This is a genomic window from Aquamicrobium terrae (assembly GCF_052978165.1).
In genome coordinates this window covers 684,584-705,232 of record NZ_JBRKLZ010000002.1, presented here as the reverse complement: position 1 = coordinate 705,232, position 20,649 = coordinate 684,584, and the positions used below count along the sequence as shown (strand labels likewise).

Annotated in this window: 16 protein-coding genes and 1 pseudogene; 2 read left to right on the top strand and 15 right to left on the bottom strand. The window is 63.3% G+C overall.

Features of this window, described 5'->3' with window-relative positions:
- Positions 1-50: 50 nt before the first annotated feature.
- Positions 51-518, top strand: coding sequence for a hypothetical protein (locus ACVCNR_RS20555; RefSeq protein WP_447076276.1), 468 nt, complete (start codon positions 51-53; stop codon positions 516-518).
- Between the two features lie 88 nt (positions 519-606).
- Here ACVCNR_RS20555 and ACVCNR_RS20550 read toward each other — a convergent pair whose 3' ends face one another.
- Genes ACVCNR_RS20550 through ACVCNR_RS20540 form a run of 3 tightly spaced genes read right to left on the bottom strand, consistent with a single transcriptional unit; the run spans position 607 to position 3,541 of the window.
- The gene (locus ACVCNR_RS20550) at positions 607-1,488 is read right to left on the bottom strand and encodes an AbiJ-NTD4 domain-containing protein (RefSeq protein WP_447076275.1); all 882 of its coding nucleotides are present in this window, start codon (positions 1,486-1,488) and stop codon (positions 607-609) included.
- Entirely contained in the window at positions 1,485-2,381 is an 897-nt protein-coding gene (locus ACVCNR_RS20545; protein WP_447076274.1) for an antitoxin, read from the bottom strand. Before ACVCNR_RS20545 ends, ACVCNR_RS20550 begins: the two co-directional genes overlap by 4 nt.
- A gap of 2 nt (positions 2,382-2,383) precedes the next feature.
- Positions 2,384-3,541 carry a type IV toxin-antitoxin system AbiEi family antitoxin gene (locus ACVCNR_RS20540; RefSeq protein WP_447076273.1) on the bottom strand — a complete coding sequence of 386 codons (1,158 nt, stop codon included), beginning with the start codon at positions 3,539-3,541 and terminating at the stop codon, positions 2,384-2,386.
- Positions 3,542-3,750: 209 nt separating this feature from the next.
- On the opposite strand from ACVCNR_RS20540, the pseudogene ACVCNR_RS20535 reads away from it, so the two are divergent.
- Positions 3,751-4,209, top strand: a pseudogene (locus ACVCNR_RS20535) (membrane-bound PQQ-dependent dehydrogenase, glucose/quinate/shikimate family); the annotation flags it as partial.
- A 134-nt stretch (positions 4,210-4,343) separates the two neighbouring features.
- Here the strand turns inward: ACVCNR_RS20535 and ACVCNR_RS20530 are convergent.
- From ACVCNR_RS20530 to ACVCNR_RS20475, 12 genes are all read right to left on the bottom strand, one after another.
- Positions 4,344-5,033: a response regulator gene (locus tag ACVCNR_RS20530; protein WP_447076272.1), complete on the bottom strand. Its 690-nt coding sequence runs from the start codon at positions 5,031-5,033 to the stop codon at positions 4,344-4,346.
- Complete coding sequence (locus ACVCNR_RS20525; protein WP_447076675.1) at positions 5,030-7,726, bottom strand: DUF4118 domain-containing protein; 2,697 nt, start codon at positions 7,724-7,726, stop codon at positions 5,030-5,032. Before ACVCNR_RS20525 ends, ACVCNR_RS20530 begins: the two co-directional genes overlap by 4 nt.
- A gap of 104 nt (positions 7,727-7,830) precedes the next feature.
- Entirely contained in the window at positions 7,831-8,400 is a 570-nt protein-coding gene (gene kdpC / locus ACVCNR_RS20520) for a potassium-transporting ATPase subunit KdpC (RefSeq protein WP_354193569.1), read from the bottom strand.
- A 12-nt stretch (positions 8,401-8,412) separates the two neighbouring features.
- The gene (kdpB, locus tag ACVCNR_RS20515; protein ID WP_447076271.1) at positions 8,413-10,473 is read right to left on the bottom strand and encodes a potassium-transporting ATPase subunit KdpB; all 2,061 of its coding nucleotides are present in this window, start codon (positions 10,471-10,473) and stop codon (positions 8,413-8,415) included.
- Positions 10,474-10,496: 23 nt separating this feature from the next.
- On the bottom strand, positions 10,497-12,200 hold the full coding sequence (kdpA, locus tag ACVCNR_RS20510; RefSeq protein WP_447076270.1) for a potassium-transporting ATPase subunit KdpA: 1,704 nt from the start codon (positions 12,198-12,200) through the stop codon (positions 10,497-10,499).
- A gap of 7 nt (positions 12,201-12,207) precedes the next feature.
- Positions 12,208-12,297 carry a K(+)-transporting ATPase subunit F gene (gene kdpF, locus ACVCNR_RS20505; RefSeq protein ID WP_354193572.1) on the bottom strand — a complete coding sequence of 30 codons (90 nt, stop codon included), beginning with the start codon at positions 12,295-12,297 and terminating at the stop codon, positions 12,208-12,210.
- Positions 12,298-12,608: 311 nt separating this feature from the next.
- A complete protein-coding gene (gene ngg, locus ACVCNR_RS20500; protein WP_447076269.1) occupies positions 12,609-14,402 on the bottom strand; it encodes an N-acetylglutaminylglutamine synthetase in 1,794 nt (597 codons plus the stop codon).
- Position 14,403: 1 nt separating this feature from the next.
- Positions 14,404-16,179, bottom strand: a complete 1,776-nt coding sequence (locus tag ACVCNR_RS20495) for an N-acetylglutaminylglutamine amidotransferase (RefSeq protein WP_447076268.1) — start codon at positions 16,177-16,179, stop codon at positions 14,404-14,406.
- Positions 16,180-16,298: 119 nt separating this feature from the next.
- Positions 16,299-17,099, bottom strand: a complete 801-nt coding sequence (locus tag ACVCNR_RS20490; RefSeq protein WP_447076267.1) for a FadR/GntR family transcriptional regulator — start codon at positions 17,097-17,099, stop codon at positions 16,299-16,301.
- 5 nt (positions 17,100-17,104) lie between these two features.
- Positions 17,105-17,902 carry an ATP-binding cassette domain-containing protein gene (locus ACVCNR_RS20485; RefSeq protein WP_447076266.1) on the bottom strand — a complete coding sequence of 266 codons (798 nt, stop codon included), beginning with the start codon at positions 17,900-17,902 and terminating at the stop codon, positions 17,105-17,107.
- The gene (locus ACVCNR_RS20480; RefSeq protein WP_447076265.1) at positions 17,899-19,695 is read right to left on the bottom strand and encodes a dipeptide/oligopeptide/nickel ABC transporter permease/ATP-binding protein; all 1,797 of its coding nucleotides are present in this window, start codon (positions 19,693-19,695) and stop codon (positions 17,899-17,901) included. Before ACVCNR_RS20480 ends, ACVCNR_RS20485 begins: the two co-directional genes overlap by 4 nt.
- A complete protein-coding gene (locus ACVCNR_RS20475; RefSeq protein ID WP_447076264.1) occupies positions 19,692-20,639 on the bottom strand; it encodes an ABC transporter permease in 948 nt (315 codons plus the stop codon). Before ACVCNR_RS20475 ends, ACVCNR_RS20480 begins: the two co-directional genes overlap by 4 nt.
- Positions 20,640-20,649: the final 10 nt, after the last annotated feature.

Here is a 20,649-nt window from a genome sequence, read left to right as displayed (position 1 = left end):
GGTCTATCGACGATTATTGTTAGAATGCCGTCAATACAGCGGGAGAGTAGATGCGGATCACGTTGTCCAAAGTTGAAATAGAGAAATACGCTAACACCTACGACTACACGGAAGACGAGACGCTGTGTTTGCTAATGGGCGAAGCCCAGAAGCGCGGTTTTATGACGCGTAACGACCTTGAGGCGGTCGCGAAGTGGAAATGGCGCGGCGGTCGAACTCGCCAACTGGCAGCTGAGAATTCAGAGGAAGAAGTCCGTGAGATAACTCAGATCGCATTTGCAGCGAAGAGTGAACGATTGAGGATTGGCGCTCTACTGGCTTTGCGCGGTGTGCAGTGGCCCATGGCGAGTGTGATCCTGCATTTCGCTTTCCCCGATAAATACCCCATTCTTGATATACGGGCGATGAAATCGGTCGGCGGTTCCACATTCTATACCTTTGAGAAGTGGATCGCCTATACGGCACTCTGCCGGCAGAAGGCGACGGCTGAAAATGTTACGCTGCGCACTTTGGACTGAGCGCTGTGGAGTGCTGACAAAGCCCAGAATCCGAGAAGGCGGAAAACGCCACTGGCCCGTACATGACTTAGCGGGAGTTTGGGGGCTTTCAGCCGTTTTCGCCAGCTTCTATAGCAGCTTGCACCAGAGCGAAGAGCCGGTGATAAAGATAATCGACCTGGCTGTGACTGGTTATCGCTTCACGATCCGTTTCTGAATGACGAATGCGAAGCTGATTTCCGAGGTCAGTGAGCGCAACCGCATCTTGCTCCAGCGCTGCGCGAAGCCGAGGCGAATTGGGCCCGGATAACGAATCGAGCAGGGACGAAATACCAGCCTTCTTTGCCATTCCGTTTCGGGTCTTCAGGCGCTCCCAGGCATCCCACAAGGCTTCTAGAGATTCGCGCCGTATATCGAGGTCGGCATCGAGAAACTTGCGGCGCGACTTATCGAGCAGCTGATCAAGTTCAGAATCTCCAGTGCGGAAAGCGGCGCGGGAAAGAGTGTCGGCAAGTGCCAATGGCGCAAGACGAATGATCTCACCGCTCTCGCTGAGCTCAAAAACAAGGCCATTGCGGCGGAAGATGCGGTTGATTGCTTCACGAAATTCGGCGCGTCCGCTTTCGACGTCGAAACTGAGGTGATGATGTCCGAAATAGGAGTGGTATGAACCTTCGATGGGCTTACCCATAGCCCGCCAGCAGAATTCGATCATGTCGAGCGCGTCGGGCATAGACGGCATAGCTGCGTTCGGTCGCCACGGCTGCTCGTCAAGATTCGGAATTTCCGAGCGCATCACATCCCAAAATGCGGTCTCGTCAGTGCCGGTCGTACCGCGCCCATCGGGGCACGCGGCAGGAAACAGCGCACCGAAAGAGCCATCCTCGACACGGCTGCGGATTATTGCGCGGATGCCGCCCCAGACGGCTTCGTTGATTGTATCGCGGTCGCGAGGCAGCGCGCCGGTTTCTCGTTCGCTGAAATAACTCATGCGGCAATAGCCTTAAGGAGGCGCGTCACAATATCGGATGCCTCGCGCTGGCGGAGAGCGCGGGCATCTTTGGCGTCGGCGTCGTCGTCTTCTCCCATCTCGAACTTCGCGACAGCCACGGGTCCACTCTTCTTGTAGCCTTCTGTATCGGCATCATCCGTGAAGTGCGTGGCCAAGAGTCCGAGAACTTCCGCAACAACTTCTTTGTGCTTACCTTCAAGAGCAGCCTTGAACTTAGCGGCAGCGGCCTCGATCCCGTCGTCGAAATGCTCAAGGCAGTAGACCAGATCGTGAGCGTCCTTGCGCTCGTCTCGTTGATCCACGGCATATGCCTTTAGGCAGGTAAACGCGACCAGGTCGGCATAGTGAAGATTGACGGTCGCAATGCCGTTCTCGCCCAGCAACTCGGCCTTAATCTCCCTTGTCTCATGGTGGTCGAAAACGATTGATGAGTGTGGGATGTTTAATGCTGAGACGTTGCCATCGGTTGGCAATTCCATCACCTTACCGCCCGATTTATCGGGATCGTCGGCCAGCAGTTCGACGATGACTTTTATCCCGCCCGTGAACACTTCCCAGCGCCAGGAGACGGCTTTTCCTGCGCTGTTTGTTGCGCGGGCAAAGCCCAGCTTTTTGAAGTTATCTTCTAGCGTGTGATACGCGTCCGTATCAGATAACATTTGAAGCTGAATGACGACATCCAGATCACCCGTTCCGGCGTGGGCTGGAATATGTGGTGGCCGTTTCGTGATAAGGTACCGGGGAGTGAGGCCGCCAATCAGATAGATGGAGTCCCGCCACGGCCCAAGGCCCCGGATCAGAGTCACAAGGACTCTCTCGCAGTTTTCCGTGACTTTAGGATCGTACCCTTCGGCTGTTGTGGGTTTCGTCATAATCAGATCCTCAGTAATTCTTTTCGCAAATGTTCGGCCATATCGCGGGCTCGCCCTTCACCGCGCAGAAGGTCCAGATAGACCTGCACAGGACTTGCGAGCCAGACGCCGTCAATCTTTTCTTTGAACAGGAATTCGCCATGCGTCTTTGTTTCGAGAATGTCGACATTTGCGCCTTCGGTGACTAGGCGCGCATCAAAATCGGCTAGCATCTGCTCGACACCGCGCACGGGGGAGACGCGTATCGCAAGACGCGAGTAACTCGATAGGAAAGGGGTGTAGCGCTGTGCAGCCGCCTCCTGGGTCAGAGCGTATTCAACACCCTCACTCTCACAGTGCATCGCAATACGGCCCACCAAGGCTGACAAATCGCCGCCCGGCACGTAGAAGCGGCGGCGAGGCGACTGCCGCCGTGAGGCCTGTATCTGCGTTTTCCACTCATCTAAGAGTCCCCGGGCGTTAGAAAGACGGCGCTCCTTCGAGGGGCCCTGGCCACGGGCCGATACCCATTCCATCTTCTCCAGCCCTGTGAGGGTTTCCGAAGCGGTGGCGGGGGACACTTCCGCTATTTGGGAGAGCTCTGTCACGCCCAGCCAATCTTCTCGCTTCATGAGCAGCGCGTGCAGAACCTGTGAGCGCTTCCCAGTAAAGAAAGAGCGGACGGATTTTTCGAGTGTCTTCGGAACGGGGCGCTCAATGTATAGGTAAACTCTTTTGCCCGGAACAAATAGGCTTCCGCCGGTATCAAAAAATCCCACGCTCTCAGCTTGTAGCAGCTTGCGCGCTCCCTCTGAGATCGACTCAGCTGCAACCAGAGGGATGGCCGGGAATTCTGGCTTGTGAGTATATGCATTACGGACTTCATGCAGTTGCCACAGCAATTGCCGGACATCGCGGGGGTAAACAGACTTCCTGATTTCGACAAGGAGCACGACTTCCTTGCCTGCGATTTCTACATCAATAGCTGCATCGATACGCCGCCCCGAGCTACTTATCGGCGTTTCGGCCCTGGTAGTCGCAGCGTGCACATGGGGCAGCGATACTAGAGCTGCCATCAGCGCTTCCAGCGTTCGACTATCCCCTTCAGCGCCTTCAATCATCCCCGATGTGCCTTTTTCGCTGCGCAGTGAATAAGCGTATTTTGCCGAAAATTCGCTCACGGGTCAATATTCACTGTGCAGCGAATATCGAAGAATGGCCCTAGAGAGCCACTAAACGCAGGCACATCAGAGGCTTAGCAGGGCTCAAGGGACGGTGCGATATCAAGACATCAGCCCGGAGGTCGATAAATTATATCGGAAAAACAATGAGATACGAGTTCCCAGCTTCATCCTGTCCGGCGCGCCAATCCACCTTCATGCAGGCGACCCAGCTCGGCACTCCTTACGCGACATGGAAGATCGGCTTCAACTCACCGCTTGCCGTACCTTGCCATGAACCACCTTACGGCACGATCACTGCAATCGACCTGAAGAGCCGCCAGATCGCCTGGCAAATTCCGGCAGGAACGCTGAAGGATACGGGCCCGCTCGGGATCAAGACCGGTTTGAACATACCGGTTGGCATGCCGACGCTTGGCGGTCCGATCACCACGGCCGGGGGCGTGACATTTTTTGCCGGCACACAGGACTACTATCTGCGTGCCATCGACACGCGCACCGGCCAAGAATTATGGAAAGGCCGCCTGCCGGTAGGTGCTCAGACCACGCCAATGACCTATGTTTCTCCCACTAGCGGCCGCCAGTTCGTGGTGGTTTCGGCTGGCGGCGCCCGCCAATCCCCTGACCGCGGTGACTACGTGATCGCTTATGCGCTTCCAAAGGAATAGGGACCCGGACAGCTTCGGTCCCTGGCCAAAGTCTTTCCCTCTCCGCCAGACAACGCTTGCCTGCTCGATGCCGGCGCCGTTGAAGGTCGTCGGCCGTGCGCATCCGGAGGATCTTTAGTCGCATCTTACGGGGGTCAATCCATTCTGAGCCTGTAGCCGATGCCCGTCTCCGTCAGGATATGGCGCGGCTGCTCGGGGTTGGCCTCGATCTTCTGACGAAGCTGGCGGACATAGATGCGCAGATACTGCACATCCGTTTCGCCGCCCCAGATCTCGTTCATCAGCATGCGATGGGTGAGCACTTTGCCGGCATGGGCGACCAGCATGCGCAGGATATCGTACTCCTTCGGCGTGAGCTTCACCTCGTCGCCGCGCAGGCGCACGATGCGACGCACCAGATCCACCTCGAGATCGCCGCTGCGGAAGACCGGCTGTTCACCTTGCTGTTGCAGCCGGTGCCTCAGCGCTGCCCGGATGCGGGCGAAAAGCTCCGCCGTGCCGAACGGCTTCGTTACATAGTCGTCGGCACCCAGATCGAGGGCCTCGACCTTGCCCTTCTCGTCGGCGCGGCTCGACAGCACCAGGATCGGCACGGCGTTGCCGCCATCCCGCAGGGCGCGGATCACCTCCAGCCCGTCCATATCGGGCAGGCCAAGATCGAGGATGACCAGGTCGGGGCGGGCGTGATCCACTTCGGCGAGCGCGCTGCGTCCATCGCCAGCTTCAATCACCTGAAAGCCTTGCGAACCCACGCTGGTGCGCAACAGCCTGCGGATCGGCGGTTCGTCGTCGACGATCAGGATCGTGGGGGCATTCGCGTTCATGGCGCGGTCTCCGGTTTGACGGCGTCCGGCACCGGCAGGGAAATGGTGAAGACGGCGCCGTGCCCGCCAGCCCTGTTGCCCGCCTCGATCGTCCCGCCCATGGCTTCGACGAAGCCGCGGCAGATGGCAAGGCCAAGCCCGGTGCCGGCGCGCTGGCTGTCCGATTTGCGCACGCGATAGAACTTGTCGAAGACGCGGCCCAGTTCCGGTTGCGGAATGCCTGGCCCTTCGTCCAGCACCTGGAGACGAACCGACATTCCCTCGCGCCGGCCCGCGACGCGGATCGCCGTTCCAGCCGGGGCGTATTTCGAAGCATTGTCGAGAAGGTTGAACAGAACCTGCTCGAACAGGACAGGGTCGAGCCTCACCATGGGCAGGTCTGGCGCCAGTGCAGTCTCGACCCGATGGTCGGCCAGAATTCGTTCCGCCCGCCGCAGCGTGCTGCCGACCACCTCGCTCACGTCCACCAACCCCATGTTGGGCATCAGCGCGCCCGATTCCAGCTTGGTCATGTCGAGCAGGTTCGCGATGAAGCGGTTCAGCCGCTCCGCCTCCTCCTGAATGGTGGAAAGTAGCGCCTTGCGATCATCCAGCGTCAGCTCCGGCAGCGCCGCCAGACCGTCCGCGGCCCCGAGGATGGAGGCGAGCGGCGTCCTCAGATCATGCGAGATGGAGGTGAGCAGCGCCGCCTGCAGGCGGTCGCGTTCGGCGGCCCGCTGCGCCTTGTCGAATTCCTCCGACAGATTGATGCGCTCGATGGCCAGGGCCGCCTGATCCGACAGGGCATCGAGCAGGCGCTGCTCGTCCGGCGTCAGGATCGGGCCCTGCTTGTCGCAGTCGATGCCGACCACCGCGACCGGGCCACGCCCCGTTCGCATCGGTAGGAACAGGCGCCTAGCTCCCGGCAGGGTGTCGGCACCGCGTCCAGCCGGCCGGTTGCTTTCCCACGACCATTTCGCGGCCGCCAGGTCGGCCTCCTCGGCGACGTCCTCGGGTGGCCAGGCGGTCTTGAGTTCGAGAGATCCATTCTCCGGCAGAAAGAGCACGACCCTGACCTTGAGCATGGAGGCCACCTGGGAGGAAATCGCCCACAGCAGGTCATCCATCGAAGCGATGCCCGCCAGTTTGCGGCTGAAGAGATACAGGTCCTCAGTGGTCCGGGCGCGCTGGCGGGCCACCATGGCCTGCGCGCGCACGCTGGCCGTCAGGTTGGAGGCGACCAGGGCCACCACCAGGAAGAAGAACAGCGCCACCACGTTCTCGGGGTCAGCGATGGTGACGCTGTAATAGGGAGGCAGGAAGAACAGGTTGAAGGCAAGCACGCTGAGCAGACTGGCGAACAACGCAGCACCCAGGCCGAAGACGACGGCGCTGATCAGCACGGCGGTGAGGAAGACCAGCGCGACGTTTTGCACGTCGAGGAAACGGTCGAGCACTTCACCGCAGCCGAGCGCGACGGCGACCAGCCCGGCGCTGACCAGATAGGGCCGCACCTCGAACGGTGCCGTGGCCGGGCGCGTATCGACACTCTTGGCCGTCGGCGTATCCCGTTCGTCGCCGGTGACGACATGAACGGCGACGTTGCCCGCCTGCCGCACGATCTCGTAGGTGATCGAGCCGAAAAGCAGTTCGTGCAGGCGCGAGCGTTCGCTGCGGCCGATGACGATGTGGCTGAAATTGTTCTTTGCCGCATAGTCGAGAATTTCTCCGGCGAGTTCGCGGCCGGGTACCGTCACCGCCTCGCCACCCAGCCGCTCGGTCATGCGCAGGGCCGCTGCGATGCGGTCGCGTGCCGCCTCGCCAAGCCGCAGCGCGCGCGGCGTCTCGACATAGAGCGCAGTCCAGGGCGCACGCAGCCGTTCCGCCATCCGCCGCGCATAGCGCACGAGCGCGGCCGCCTTGGGATGCTCGTTGACGACGACCAGAAAGCGGTCGCCGGCCGACCACGGGCCGGAGATCGCGTGCGCCTGCATATGGGTGAGCAACTGCTGGTCGACCCGTTGCGCGGTGCGGCGCAGCGCCAGCTCCCGCAACGCCGTCAGATTGCCGGGCGAGAAATAGTGGGACAGCGCGCGCTCGGCCGTTTTCGGGACGTAAACCTTGCCCTCTCTCAGCCGCTGGATCAGGTCGGTTGGCGTAAGGTCGATGACCTCGATCTCGTCGGCGCGGTCGAGGAAGGCGTCGGGCACGGTCTCGCGCACGCGGATGCGGGTGATCTGCTGGACGACGTCGTTGAGGCTTTCCAGATGCTGGATGTTGACGGCCGTATAGACGTCGATGCCCGCGGCAAGCAGGTCCTCGACGTCCTGATAGCGCTTCGGATGCCGGCTTCCCGGCGCATTCGTATGCGCCAGCTCGTCGACCAGAACCAGCGCCGGCTTGCGCGCCAGTATGGCGTCGAGGTCCATTTCCTCCAGATGCCGGCCGTTATAGTGGACCTGCCTGAGCGGGACGATCTCGAAGCCGTGCACAAGTGCTTCGGTTTCGGCGCGCCCATGCGTTTCAATCAGGCCGATGACGACATCGACACCGGCGCGGCGCTGGGCGGCGGCACTCAGCAGCATCTCATATGTCTTGCCGACGCCGGGCGCGGCGCCAAGGAACACCTTCAGGTGGCCGCGTGTTTCCTTCGCCGCCTCCATGAGCAAGGCCACCGGATCGGGACGCCTGTCCTGGCTGTTCTGGTCTGGCATTTCGGGTCCGTTCACCGTATCATCGTCCGGGCCAAAAGCGGCCATGCCGCGCCAGAATCCTCGCCGCTCCACGATTCGGCAAGATCGAGGGGCACGCTCCCCCCTTACTTAGTGCCTGTCGCGTCCAGTGCCAGATTGAGCTGAAGCACATTCACCACGGGTTCCCCGATCAGCCCGAGCCAGCGTGGCTCCGTGCCGGCCTCCACCACTGCGCGCACGGCGTCTTCGGGAAGCCCACGCGCCCTGGCGATCCGGGGCACCTGGAACAGCGCCGCCTGCGGCGTCAGGTGCGGGTCGAGCCCGCTGCCGGAGTTCGTCACGAGATCGACCGGTACCGGTGCGGCCGGATTTTGCCCCGCCAGTGTCTCGGCATCCGCCTTCACCCGTGCGATCAGCTTTGCGCTCGTCGGGCCGAGATTGGAACCGCCGGAAAGGGCCGCGTCGTAGCCGTCGCCGGCAGCCGAGGGGCGGGGGCGGAAGTAGCCCTCGCCGGAGAAGTTCTGGCCGATCAGCGTCGAGCCGACGATGCGGCCATCGCGCTCGATCAGGCTTCCGTCGGCCCGGGCGGGGAACACCGCCTGCGCCAGGCCGGTGACGGCGAGCGGATAGAGGAGGCCGGTGATCACGGTGAATGCCACGATCATGAACAGGGCGGGGCGGATATGGGCAAGCATGTCGATTGTCCTTCAAACGAGGCCGGCGGCGTTCAGCGAAATGTCGATCGCCTTGATGCCGACGAAGGGAATCAAGACGCCGCCGAGGCCATAGACGAGGAGGTTGCGCCGCAGCAGCGCGCCGGCGCCGATGGCACGGTACTTGACGCCCCTCAGGGCCAACGGGATCAGCGCGACGATGACCAGCGCGTTGAAGATGATGGCCGACAGGATGGCGCTTTCGGGCGAGCCGAGGCGCATGACGTTGAGTGCCTGGAGCTGCGGGTAGAAGGCAACGAACATGGCCGGGATGATGGCGAAGTACTTCGCGACGTCGTTGGCGATGGAGAAAGTGGTCAGCGAGCCACGCGTCATCAGCAATTGCTTGCCGATCTCCACCACCTCGATCAGCTTGGTCGGGTCGGAATCCAGATCCACCATGTTGCCGGCCTCGCGCGCGGCCACGGTTCCCGTGTTCATGGCCACCCCGACATCGGCCTGGGCGAGCGCCGGGGCGTCGTTGGTGCCGTCGCCGCACATCGCCACCAGCTTGCCCTTGGCCTGCTCGGCGCGGATCAGGTCGAGCTTGTTTTCCGGTGTCGCCTGGGCGAGGAAGTCGTCGACGCCGGCTTCGGCGGCGATGGCGGCCGCGGTCATCGGATTGTCGCCGGTGATCATCACCGTGCGGATGCCCATCTGGCGCAAGGCGGCGAAGCGTTCGCGGATGCCGCCCTTGACGATATCCTTCAGGTGAACGATGCCGAGCAGCCGGCCGTCGCGCGCCACCGCCAGCGGAGTGCCGCCGGACTTGGCCACGCCTTCGGCGATCTTTTGGAGCTCGCGTGAGGAATCGCGTGCCTTGCCGGTCCGATCGCTCGCCGTATCGAGATGGGCGAGCATGGCATCGACCGCGCCCTTGCGGATGGAGCTGCCCTCGATGTCGACCCCGCTCATGCGCGTCTGCGCCGTGAACGGCACGAACTGGGCGTGCAACTGGCCCATGTCGCGCCCTCTGATGCCGTATTTCTCCTTGGCGAGCACGACGATCGAGCGGCCTTCCGGCGTCTCGTCGGCCAGCGAGGAGAGCTGCGCGGCGTCGGCAAGCTCCTGCTCGCCAACGCCCGCCAGCGGCAGGAACTCCGTTGCCTGGCGGTTGCCGAGGGTGATGGTGCCGGTCTTGTCGAGCAGCAGCGTGTCGACGTCGCCGGCGGCCTCCACCGCGCGGCCCGACATGGCCAGTACATTGAAGCGCACCAGCCGGTCCATGCCGGCGATGCCGATCGCCGACAGCAGGGCCCCGATGGTGGTCGGGATCAGGGTCACGAACAGCGCCACCAGCGCCACGACCGGGATCGAGCCGCCGGCATAGGTGGCGAAACTCGGAATGGTCGCCACCGCCAGCACGAAGATGATGGTCATGCCGGCAAGCAGGATGTTGAGCGCGATCTCGTTGGGCGTCTTCTGGCGCTGCGCCCCTTCCACCAGCGCAATCATGCGGTCGAGGAAGGTGGAGCCGGCGGCGGCGGTGATGCGCACCTTGATCTGGTCGGACAGCGCCTGGGTGCCGCCGGTGACGGCTGAGCGGTCGCCGCCGGATTCGCGGATGACGGGCGCCGACTCGCCGGTGATCGCCGCCTCGTTGACCGAAGCGACGCCCTCGATCACCTCACCGTCGGAGGGGATGATGTCGCCCGCTTCGACCACGACCACGTCGTCGACCTTGAGGCTGGTGGCCGGCACCAGCTCGTAGGTCGATTCATCGGGGGCGAGGCGCTTGGCGTCGGTCTGGGTGCGAGTTTGGCGCAGGGCGTCGGCCTGGGCCTTGCCACGGCCCTCGGCGACCGCTTCCGCGAAATTGGCGAACAGCAGCGTGAACCAGAGCCAGACGATGATCTGGAAGGAGAAGCCGAGCTGTGCGCCGCCGGTCAGGAAGTCGCGGACGAAGATCAGCGTGGTCAGCGCCGCCACCACCTCCACGACGAACATGACCGGGTTGCGGATCTGCGACCGGGGATGGAGCTTGGCGAAGGCCGAGCGCATGGCCGGCCAGATGATGTCGGGGTCGAAAACGCTGATGTCTGCGGGCTTTGCCATGATGGTCTCCTGTCGCGCCACGCCTAGAAGGACTGCCCGGCGAGCATGGCGAAATGCTCCACCACGGGGCCGACGGCGAGCGCCGGGAAATAGGTCAGGCCGCCGACGATCAGCACGACGCCGACAAGCAGGCCGACGAACAATCCGCCATCGGTGGGGAATGTGCCGATCGAGGCCGGCACAGTCTTCTTCGTCGCCAGCGAGCCGGCGATCGCCATCACCGGCACGATGACCAGGAAGCGGCCCATCAGCATCGCCAGGCCGATGGTCACGTTGTACCAGGGCGTGTTGGCGGACAGGCCGGCGAACGCGCTGCCATTGTTGGCCGCACCGGACGTGTAGGCGTAGAGGACCTCCGAATAGCCATGCGGGCCGGCATTGGCGAGCGAGGCGAGCCCGCTGGGTAGCACGATGGCGAGGGCGGTGAAGCCGAGAATGGCGAGCGGCAGCGACAGCACGGCCAGCATCGTCATCTTGACCTCCTTGGCCTCGATTTTCTTGCCGACATATTCGGGCGTGCGGCCCACCATCAGGCCGGCGATGAAGATGGCCAGGATGACGAACAAAAGCATGCCGTAGAGACCCGCCCCGACGCCGCCGATGATGACCTCGCCAAGCTGCATGTTGACCAGCGGGACGAGGCCGCCGAGGGGCATGAAGCTGTCCAGCATGGCGTTGACCGCGCCGCACGAGGCGGCGGTGGTCACGACCGCGAACAGGGCCGACATGGCGATGCCGAAGCGCACCTCCTTGCCCTCCATGTTGCCGCCTTCGATGCCGAGCGCGGCGAAGGCCGGATTGCCGTTGGCCTCGGCCCAGTAGGCCACTGCGACGCCGGCGAGGAACAGCACGCCCATGGCCGCGAAGATCGCCCAACCCTGCCGCTCGTCGCCGACCATACGGCCGAAGACGTTGGTGAGGGCGGCGCCGATGGCGAAGATCGACACCATCTGGACGAGGTTGGTGAGCGCCGTCGGGTTCTCGAAGGGATGCGCCGAATTGGCGTTGAAGAAGCCGCCGCCATTGGTGCCGAGCATCTTGATCGCCAGTTGCGAGGCGGTGGGGCCGACCGCGATGGTCTGCTTTGCGCCTTCCAGCGTGGTCGCCTGGATATAGGCGCCGAGCGTCTGGGTGACGCCCTGGCTGACGTAGAACAGGGCGCACAGGATGGACAGCGGCAGCAGAATGTAGAGCGTGGCGCGGGTCAGGTCGGCCCAGAAATTGCCGACCGTTTGCGCCGAGGCGCGCGAGAAGCCGCGGATCAGGGCCATGGCGACCGCGATGCCCGTGGCGGCAGAGACGAAGTTCTGCACCGTCAGGCCGGCCATCTGGACGAGGTAGCCCATGGTGCTTTCGCCGCCATAGCCCTGCCAGTTGGTGTTGGTGACGAAGCTGACGGCGGTGTTGAAGGCGGAATCGGGGGCGACGGCCCCCATCTGCATGGGGTTGCCCGGCAGCAGGCCCTGCACCCTTTGCAGCGCGAACAGAAACACGAAGCCAGCCGCATTGAAGGCGAGCATCGCCACCGTATAGGCGAGCCAATGCTGCTCGCGCCGCTGGTTCACGCCGGCACCCGCGTAGAGAAGCCTTTCGACGGGCCCGAGCAGCGGTGCCAGCAAGGTGCGCTCGCCTTCCATCACCCGCGCGATATAGCCGCCGAGCGGCCGTGCCAGCGCCACCACGATGGCGCAGAAGAGTGCAATCTGGATCCAGCCATTGAAGGTCATGATGGCCTCAGAAACGTTCGGGGCGGATAAGGGCATAGACGAGGTAGGCGAGGATGAACGCGGCCACGAGGCCGCCCGTCGCATAGTCGAGGATCATGGTGTTTCCCCTCACAGCGGTTCACTGCCGATGCCGTAGAGGATCGACAGGACAAAGAAGCCGAGGCCGATGGCCAGCATGGTGATATCGAGCATTGAGCCGTTCTCCGGGGCTCATGCGCTGTCCCGGCAGGGCAACGTATGAGCTGTGTTCAGCCCCGGGAAATTGATGGGAACGGCATATATTTTCGAGAGAGGCCGCCGCCGGCCCTCATAGTATTTTCATATATGGACCGGCCGGTTGCGGCTGATTTGGGTCAGAGCCGCCGCGGGAACGGTACGTATCGGAAGCTTCCGGCTTGCCGGCACAGTTCAATTTCTTCTGTCGCTGCGGCTGCCCGGAAAGAGCAACTCGACAAAGCTCTCGGCTGTCGGCTGGGGCTCATGGTTCGCCAAGCCCGGACGCTCGTTGGCCTCGATGAAGACATAGTCCGGCGCGGCCGGATCCCTAACCATGAAGTCTATACCGACAACGGGGATGTCGATCGCGTTCGCGGCGGTGCAGGCGGCTTCCACGAGGGCCGGATGCACGCTGGCCGTGACATCGTGGATCGACCCGCCGGTATGAAGGTTGGCCGCCTTGCGTACGGTGATTTCGCGGCCTTCCTCCAGCACCGTGTCGAGGTCGAGCCCCTGCTCGGCAAGGCAACGGTCCGTTTCCGCATCGAGCGGAATGCGGCTTTCTCCACCGGTCGCCGCCGCACGCCGGCGCGATTGCAGCTTGATGAGGCTGCGAATGTCGGTGGCACCGTCGCCGATCACGCGGGGAGGGCAGCGCACGGCGGCGGCGACAAGCTTGTAGCCGATAATCACCAGCCGCAGATCGGTGCCGGTGAAGCAGGCTTCCAGCAGTACCCGCTCGCAGACCTGGCGAGCCATGGCAATCGCTTCTTCCAGTGCCTCCATCGTCGTGATGCCGACCGAGATGCCGCGACCCTGCTCGCCGCGTGCCGGCTTGACCACGACCTTGCCATGTCTGGCGAGGAAGGTCGCAAGGGCCTTGCGGTCCTCGCCCGCCTCGATCTGGTCGGGAACGCTGAGGCCTGCCGTGGAAACGACCCGGCGGGTGATGGCCTTGTCGTCGCAGATCGACATGGCGACACCCGAGGTCAGTTCCGAAAGACTTTCGCGGCAATGGATCGACCGCCCCCCATAGGACAGGCGAAAGAAGCCGCCCTCGGCATCGGTGATCTCGACATGGATGCCGCGCCGCGTCGCCTCGTCGACGATCAGCCGCGCATAGGGGTTGAGCGCATCATAGGACTGGTGGGGTATGGCGAAGAACTTCTCGTTGATGGCGTTCTTTCGCTTGACCGCAAAAAGCGGCATACGGCGGAATTTGAGCTTTTCGTAGAGTTTGATCGCAAGCGCATTGTCGTGCAGGACCGACAGATCGATGTGCGAAAGGCCGCGCGCCTGGAAATGCTCGGCCAGCTTGCGCACCAGTTTCTCGCCAATACCGGGCTGGCGAGCCTGCGGATGCACGGCAAGGCACCAGAGCGATGCGCCGCACTCCGGATCGCCGAACAGCCGCTGGTGATCGATCCCCGTGACCGTGCCAACGATTTCGCCCGTCGCGTCATCCTGAGCCAGAAAATAGGTGACGGACCGGTTGTCGCGCTCGGAAGAAAGGAAGTCCGACCGGATCTGTACCATGCCGCAGGCGGCATACACATGGTTGATGCCCTCGCCATCGGCCTCGCTGGCGAGCCGGCGAATGGTGATGCCGCGTGTGCGGCGCGTTTGGGGCCGATAGGTCGAAAGGTCGAGCCGATAGGTATGCGAGGGGTCGAGGAAGATTTCCTGGGGTGCGTGGGCGAGCAGCACATGCGGATCGCGTACATAGAAGGCGATGTCGCGACTGGACGGCGCTTCCTTGCTCAATTCCGAAAGCAATGCCTCGTCGCCGGCAAAGGTCTGGGCGAAGAGGAGGCGGCCCCAGCCGCAATCCAGCACCACGTTCTTCCCCGGTTTGGCGGAAGGCTCGGGCCGGCCGGTCTGCCGTCCCGGCTGGGCGCGGGTTCTGAGCCGCGTCAGCCGGTGGGTGACGGCTTTCGTCCCCTTGTTGCGGTGGCTCGCCGCGGTCCTGTCTTTTGTCTTCGTCATCCTACACTCCCTGCTCCTGGAGCCACATTTCCAGAAGCCCGGCCTGCCACAGCTCCGAACCCCGCAAGGGCGTGATGTGGTCGGACGGATTTGCGAACAGGCGCTGGAGGTAGTCCTGCCGGAAGAGGCCACGATCCCGCGCTTTTCCCGAGTTGAGGACATCGCGGATCATATCGAGATAGGGGCCGGCGATGTATTTGAGCTGCGGCACCGGAAAATAGCCCTTCTTGCGGTCGATCACCTCGCTTGGCACGACCTTGCGCGCCACATCCTTGAGGATGCCCTTGCCCCCGTCGCGCAATTTCTCTTCCGGCGGGATGCGCGCGGCAAGCTCCACCAGCTCATGGTCGAGGAAGGGCACCCGTGCCTCCAGTCCCCACGCCATGGTCATGTTGTCGACGCGCTTGACAGGATCGTCCACCAGCATAATCGTGCTGTCGAGGCGCAGCGCCTGGTCCACCGGTGTGTCGGCGCCATCGCGCAGCAGATGCTCGTTCAAAAGGTCCGCGCTGACATCATGCTCGACGATCCACTCGTCCGAGAGCTGCGTCGCCAGCGTCGCGTGCGAACGGTCGCGGAAGGCTTTGCCGTAGTCGGCAACGACATCGTTGGAGTTCATGAGCGGCGGGTACCAGTGGTAACCGCCGAAGACCTCGTCGGCGCCCTGACCCGACTGCACGACCTTGATGTGCTTCGAAACCTCCTTCGACAGCAGGTAGAAGCCGACATTGTCGTAGGAAACCATGGGTTCGGACATGGCGGCGATGGTGCCGGGCAGGGCATCCATCAAGCCGGCGGAGGGCACGAAAATCTTTTGGTGATCGGTGCCGAAATGACTGGCGATAAGATCGGAATAGACGAACTCGTCACCCTTTTCACCGTTCGCCTCCTCGAAGCCGACGGAAAAGGTCATCAGGTCGTGCTGGCCGGCTTCGGCGAGCAGGCCGACGATCAGGCTGGAATCGACTCCGCCGGACAGGAGCACGCCGACGGGTACGTCGGCAATCATGCGGCGCTTGACGGCGATACGCAGCGCGTCCAGCAGATGCTCCTGCCACTCCTCGCGCGTCATGGTGGCATCGCCGGGCCGGCGTGCATAGGGCGGGTCCCAATAGCGGCGATCCACGAAAGCGCCGTCGCGGTCATAGAAGCGGATGGTTGCCGGTGGCAGCTTGCGCACACCGTTGAGGATGGTGCGCGGTGGCGGCACGACCGCGTGAAACGTCATGTAGTTGTGCAGGGCTGCGGGATCGATCGAAGTGTCGATTCCGCCGGTCTTTACGATCGCCGGCAAGGTCGACGCGAAACGCAGGCCGCCCTCGATGCCGGCCAGGTAAAGCGGTTTGATGCCGAAGCGATCGCGTGCCATCACCAGACGACCGGTATCACGCTCGTGGATGACGAAGGCGAACATGCCGTGGAAGCGCGAGACGCAATCCTCGCCCCAAGCATGCCAGGCCTTGAGGATCACCTCGGTATCGCCGTCCGAAAAGAAGCGGTAGCCCTCGCCCTCCAGCTCGGCCCGCAACTCGCGAAAGTTATAGATGCAGCCATTGAAGACGAGCGACAAACCAAGGTCCGGATCGACCATCGGTTGTTGCGATTTGTCGGAGAGGTCGAGGATTTGCAATCGTCGATGGCCCAATCCCACATTCCCGCGCACTACCACTCCCGATGCATCGGGCCCGCGAGGCGCGAGCACGTCCGCCATGATCGAGACTGCCGCCACCGACGGCGAACCGCCGTCGAACCTGACTTCTCCACAAATTCCACACATGAACCGGGTCTAAACCTCCATCGTTGGTACCCTGTATGACATCAGGGCCGTGGAGAGTTCCACGGCCCTGCGCCTATGAAATACAATGTCATACGCGCCGTTATGTTCCCTGGCGCTCATCAATCGGCCGTAGTGGCCCCTGCGATCGCCTCCGCGCGCGCCAGCATGTAGGCCTCGGCAAAGGCCATATGCTCCGCGGCGATGCGGCGGGCATCTTCCGCGCGGCCGTCCTTCAGGGCGGCCATGAGGCGATACTGGAAGGAAAGCCCTTCCTCGCGCGAGACGGCCGATTCATCGGCATAGATCCGCCGCGCGGCGGGAAGTTCGCGCAGAAGATTGTGCATCAGGCCACAGAGGAAACCGAGCAGCGGGTTGGGGCAGAATTGCGCGAGCTGCGAATGGAAATCGAGCTCGGCGACGCGCTGGTGGTACTGCTCTTCCAGATCGCCGGGCGGATGATCGTAGAGCCTAATGGTGCTTTCCAGCAATGCGAGTTGCTCCCCCGTCACCCGGCCCGCCAGCAGGGTGGCGACTTCAGGCTCGAGGATCTTGCGGATGGCATAGATGTCCGAAAGGCTCGGCTGATCGAAGAAGAAGTGCGTCGACAACAGTTCCATCGCGTGCTGTGCGGAAGGCTTCGCCACGAAGGCGCCGCCACCCGGTCCGCTGCGTGTGAAGACGAGGCCCTGTGTCTCAAGCGCCTTCATCGCCTCGCGCACCGTGCCTTTTGCCGCCTTGAAGCGATCGATCAGGACGAGTTCCTGCGGCAGGCGGTCGCCGGGGGCGAGGCCTTCCGAACGGATGTATTCCTTCATCCGGTCGGCGATGGCCTCCGGCCGGCGTTTGGTCTTGCCGGCCGGCGTGAACAGGCGCTTGCTGTCCTCGCCCGCCAACTTCCTGGTTTCCCTTGAACCGGCCATGGGCGTCACTTCCTGCTGATGCGCGGTGCGCTTGCGACAAGCTGCCGGGTATAGGCATGTTCGGGATGGGCAAAAAGCCGGCTTGCCGGAGCCGTCTCCACCACTTCGCCGAGATACATCACGGCGACCCGGTCGGATATCGCCTCGACCACGGCGAGGTCGTGGCTGATGAAGAGATAGGACAGGTCGAAGCGCGCCTTCAGGTCCCGAAGCAGAAGCAGAACCTGCGCCTGGACGGAAACATCGAGCGCGCTGACGGGCTCGTCGAGCACCATGATTTCGGCTTCAGCCGCCAGTGCCCGAGCAATGGCGATGCGTTGCGCCTGGCCGCCGGAAAACTCGTGCGGATAGCGCGACAGCGTGTCTTGGGACAGCTCGACCGCATCGAGCAGTTCCTGCATGCGGGCCCTGCGACGGGGGGGCTCGTAGCCGCACAGCAAGCGCATGGGCGCGTCGAGAATGTCGTGGATTGTCTTTCTCGGGTTGAGCGAGGCCACCGGATCCTGAAAGACATACTGGATCATTTTGCCGAAGGCGCGCGGACCTTCGCGGCGCAATTCCGAGGCATCGCGCCCGCCGATCCGCATGGTGCCGGACGTCGGCGTTTCCAGGCCGACGAGCATGCGCGCGAGCGTGCTCTTGCCCGAACCGCTTTCGCCGACCACGGCAAGCGTTTCGCCGCGCGCGACGGCGAGCGAAACCGAACGGACGGCCTTCACCTCGTGCCGGGCCTGCCCGAACAGGCCTCTTCCACCGCCGAAGGTCTTGGTGAGGCCGAGGATTTCGATCGCAGCGGCGGTCATGGGACCACCTCCCGCCGGCCGGCGAAAATTCCGGCAACCCGGTCCAGAAAGCGTTCGCCTGTGCCGAGTTCAGGCACGCAGGCGATCAGCCGCTTGGTATAGGGATGCTGCGGATCGGTGAGTATCTCACCGGTACTTCCCGTCTCGACGATCTCGCCGTCCTTCATCACTGCGACCCGGTCGCAGATTTCCGAAACCACCCCGAAGTCATGGGTAATGAAGAGCAGAGCCATCCCGCGCTCGCGCTGAAGATTGCGCAGCAGCTCCAGAATGCGCGCCTGGACAGTCACGTCGAGGGCGGTTGTCGGCTCGTCGGCGACGATGACGTCCGGATCGTTGGCGAGTGCCATGGCGATGCCCACGCGCTGGCGCTGGCCACCGGAAAGCTGGTGGGGATAATGAGCCGCGCGCTCGCGCGCGTCGGGGATGCCGACCTTGTCCAGAAGCTCGACCGCCTTCTTGCGGCAGTCTGCGGCTCCAATCCGTTGGTGTGCGGAAATCGCCTCCTCCACCTGCCTGCCGACCGGATACATCGGATGAAGCGTCGTCAGCGGGTCCTGGAAGACGTAGGCGACGCGACGACCGCGGCTGGCGATCAGCTTGGTCTGCGGCAGGGCGAGAACTTCCTCATTGCCGAGATAGATCGCGCCGTTCGTGATCACGCCCGGCGGTGAGGCCACGAGCCCCATGATCGAAAGAGCCGTAACGCTTTTACCCGAGCCGCTCTCGCCAATAAGGCCGAGGCATTCGCCGGGCTCGACATGGAGCGACACGCCCCTGACGGCCAATTCCGTCTTTCGCCCGCGCCGGAAGCCGGTTTCCAGCCCCTCGATCGAAAGCGAGGCTTCCGGTGTGTCGTTCGCCGGCCTTGAGCGGTCGCTTGCGACCTCGGTGACCGGGCCTGGCCGGGCGAGCGCGCCGGAGCGCAGGCGCGGGTCCAGCACGTCGCGGATGCCGTCGCCGAGGACGTTGAGGCTGATGACAATCAGGAAGATCATGACGCCGGGCACGATCGAAACATGCGGTGCGGTGAAGAGTTGCGCCCGTCCTTCGCCGAGCATCGAGCCGAGGTCGGCCTGCGGAGGCTGGGCGCCGAGGCCGAGGAAGCTCAGCCCCGCCGTTTCCAGGATCATCCACCCCGCTGTCGTCGACATGGTGATGATGATCACCGGCAGGACGTTCGGCAGAATCTCGCTCAGGAGGATAGACAGGTGCCCCTTGCCCGAAAGCCGCGCGGCATCGACGAATTCGCGGTGGGCATAACCGAGCGTCACGCCTCGCACATTGCGGGCGAAGAAGGGGATGTTGACGACAGCGATGGCATAGAGCGCATTCATCAGTCCCGGCCCCAGGGCCGCGACGATGGCAAGCGCCAGCAGGATGTAGGGAAAGGCCATCAGCATGTCGATGCCGCGCATCATGACGTTGTCGGTGCGTCCGCCGGCATAACCCGCCACGATGCCGATCACCGAGCCGACGATGGCGGCGATCAGGGTCGCGGCAAATCCGACGGCAATGGAGACGCGGGTGCCCCACAGCAGGCGGCTCAGAATATCGCGGCCGAGTTGATCCGTTCCCAGCAGGTGGCCCGCCTCCAACACCGGCTTCAGGCGCATGGCCGGTGCGGTGGCATCGGGGTCGGGCAGGGAAAGCAAAGGCACAAACACGACGAGCAGGCCGATCAGCGCGAGCAGCACCAGGCCCGCCGTGGCCAGCCGGTTGTTCAGCAGAAGCTGCAATGAGGTGAGCCGAGCGCCTGCCTCGGCGGCCGTCGTTTCGGCAAGCGCGCTCATGTGCGGATCCTTGGATCGAGCAGGGATTGCACGATGTCGGCAAGCAGGTTGAAGAGCACGTAGCTCGCCGCCACGATCAGGACGCCACCCTGCACGAGAAGGATGTCACGCGTTGAAATCGCCTTCACCAGCATTGCGCCGATGCCGGGCCATTGGAATACCGTCTCGATATAGACGGCGCCGCCGAGCACGAAACCGGCCTGGATGCCGATGACGGGAATGACGCTGACCAGTGCGGCCCGGAAGGCGTGGCCGTAGATCACGCGCCGTTCGGGGAGGCCTTTGGCGCGGGCCGTCCTGACATAGTCCTGTCTCAGGACCTCCAGCATGGCCCCACGTGTCAGCCGTGCGATGACGCCGGCGGCGATGACGGCAAGCGTGGCGGCCGGCAGGAGCAGGTGAAGGAGGAGGTCCTTGAAGGTGCCGCCGCCATAGACGGCATACATGCCCGAGGCGGGAAGCAGGCGCCAATGGACGGCGAAGAGATAGATGAGGAGGAGGCCCAGCCAGAAGGAAGGCACCGAGATGCCGGCCAGCACAAGGAAGGTGATGATGCGGTCGGCCCAGCCAAACTGCCGCACCGCCGAGACGATACCCGCCAAAAGGCCGATGACCGAGCACAGCAGCAAGGACACGCCGGCCAGCACCAGCGTTGCCTGGAACCGCTCGAGCACTTCATCCAGCACCGGTCGGTTCAGCGCGAAAGAACGGCCGAAGTCGCCGTGCAGCAGATTGCCGATCCAGATCAGATATTGGTGGACAAGGGGCTTGTCGAGCCCGAGATCGCGATTGATCCGCTCGACGTTTTCCGGCGTGGCATAGGCACCGAGGATGGCTGTCGCCGTGTCTCCGGGGATCAGTGCCATCACCAAAAAGACGATGACGGACAGGCCGAACATGACGGGCACGACAGCGATCAGGCGCTTGAGGATATAGGCCGGCATGGGGAGCCCG